At 35.0% G+C, this 2,014-nt stretch carries 2 protein-coding genes; one reads left to right on the top strand and one right to left on the bottom strand.

The window, feature by feature from the left end:
- Window positions 1-93: 93 nt before the first annotated feature.
- A complete protein-coding gene (locus tag HUO09_RS21630; protein ID WP_188235257.1) occupies window positions 94-462 on the top strand; it encodes a DUF3653 domain-containing protein in 369 nt (122 codons plus the stop codon).
- Between the two features lie 80 nt (window positions 463-542).
- Here the strand turns inward: HUO09_RS21630 and HUO09_RS21625 are convergent, their stop codons facing one another.
- Window positions 543-1,769, bottom strand: a complete 1,227-nt coding sequence (locus tag HUO09_RS21625) for a HEPN domain-containing protein (protein ID WP_188235256.1) — start codon at window positions 1,767-1,769, stop codon at window positions 543-545.
- Window positions 1,770-2,014: the final 245 nt, after the last annotated feature.

Genomic DNA, 2,014 nt, shown 5'->3' with positions numbered 1-2,014 from the left:
TGGTAAATCAAATTAATTAGATTTCAGGCATTTAAGTGTAATTCTCTAGTGTAATATTCATTTACATTTCACCTTTTAACGAGGTGAAATCATATGAAGTACAACAAGATGCACAAAAATCTATTTTTCAGGGAAGTTTTATGCGGTTTAACCGTCGAAGAGACGGCAGAACTGTGTTTTAAAACTGTGAGGCAGGTCAAGTATTGGGATAGCGGAAAAACTGACATACCGCCTGAATGCAAGAGACTCATGCGATTAGTTAAGGGCAGGGAACTGCATCACAAACACGATTGGAGTGGATTTCAAATGCGTGGAGAATATTTGATCCTTCCTAATGGTCAACAAATCACTTCGCAACGGCTTCTAACTGCTATTAGTGTATTGGAAATCGAGTCGGAGATAGAAATCAAAACAACCGCTAAGGTAATCAAGTACGCTCGTATGTTATCAAAATTAATTTAAAAACTTAGGACTATTACTTAGTAATAGTCCTATGCATATGTTATTTCAATTAAGGGTTATTAGTTATATGACGAATAAAATTACGAGAAAAACAACTCTTCGTAATCATCATCAGTTAACCCTCCATGTTCTATTATTTTCACCAAACAATCTCTCAGAACTGGAAATCCCTCTTCCAATATTACCCCAGCATTTAATTTACCTCGGTCACAAACGGAATATTTTTCCTTTAGAAAACCTTCATGTACAGCAGAGGAGCGAATGTTATAGATTGTCTTTAATAAAGAAGATATTTCTTTACGTCGTGATATATCGGAAGAAATAAGTTTAGAGCCAATAATTCTTATTTGTAGGGTTAACTCACCATTATTAGATGGCTTAGTCAAAATAGATTCCAACGCAATACCCAAATCAATAGCTTTGTTTACATTATTCCAAGTGTTCATTGCTTGACAACGACGAGCTAAAGAAATATCCAAAGGTAATCTACGTTTTTCTTCGATAGCCAAATACTTCAAGAACAACCCCCTAACATACGCTGTATCGATGTCAGTCCATACGTCGTAATGCTTCGGTTTTATGACATCTAAATAATTAGTAAAACCAGTATCAATGATACCAGACAGAGGCGTTGAATCTTCTAAAATACACCAACGAAGCTCTACACATGGTGCACTATTATTAGAAAATAAAGAAAGGAAGTTACTTATTAACATTTCTTTATTTACGTAATTAATCATTGTTTCTCTAGTTTCATTTTTAAATTCATTAGAAAGCAAGTTGATTTTAATTGGTTGAAATAAAAATGTATATGGTGGATGAATTTCTGAAGAAAATGAATTACGCCTTGTTAATCGTTCAAATATAGAATCAACATTTACCTTAATTTCCTCTGGTAAATTAATTCCATCACAAAAATATATATCGTCAACAAGTTCAATTTTTCCTCTAAAATCAATGCCACTAATTAATGATAGATTATAAGCCGTATATTCAGAAGAAGACTCGAGAGCTAGTAGAGATGAATAAGCTATTTCCGCACCAACCAAAGAAGCCCTCAGTACTAACCATTTAGCTAGATACATTGCATTAATTCTTTCACCCCGACCACCAACAGAGAAAAATGAAGAAGATAGTTTTGGGTGTTCATTTTCAATGAGTTGTGCCAACTCTATTGAACACGATGATGCTCCAAATGAATTTGCTAATTTAATCCATTCGTCCGAAGCACAAAGCCAAAGAGTAAGATGTTGTATGTTGTTTTCTGCAACAGACCTCTCTATAGCCTCAATAATTTGTTTATTCATTCACTTAACGCCTAAGTATCCTTTCACAATTTATGAAACTAATTGTACTCGCTAAGATTTAAAAACCAATGACCACTTAAAGCTTATGTGAACGTTGAAAGTACCCCCGTAGTACAAAGCGGGGGTTTTAAAAGATGGTTTGGCAGGACGAGGGAATTTTTTGTCAGTGGACATGGGCAGTTAGAAACCGCGCCAGTGTAATTCAGAGAACCAATAAACCTTAGCGAGTGGCTTGGTGCCTCGGT

This window comes from Vibrio sp. Y2-5 (assembly GCF_014596725.1).
In the GTDB taxonomy this organism is placed as follows: Bacteria; Pseudomonadota; Gammaproteobacteria; order Enterobacterales; family Vibrionaceae; genus Vibrio.
This window is presented reverse-complemented; position numbering and strand designations above follow the sequence as displayed.

Bases quoted from the DNA above. Each gene is read 5' to 3' on its own strand.
- HUO09_RS21630 (WP_188235257.1), top strand. From the start codon at position 94: ATGAAGTACAACAAGATGCACAAAAATCTATTTTTCAGGGAAGTTTTA.
- HUO09_RS21625 (WP_188235256.1), bottom strand. From the start codon at position 1,769: ATGAATAAACAAATTATTGAGGCTATAGAGAGGTCTGTTGCAGAAAAC.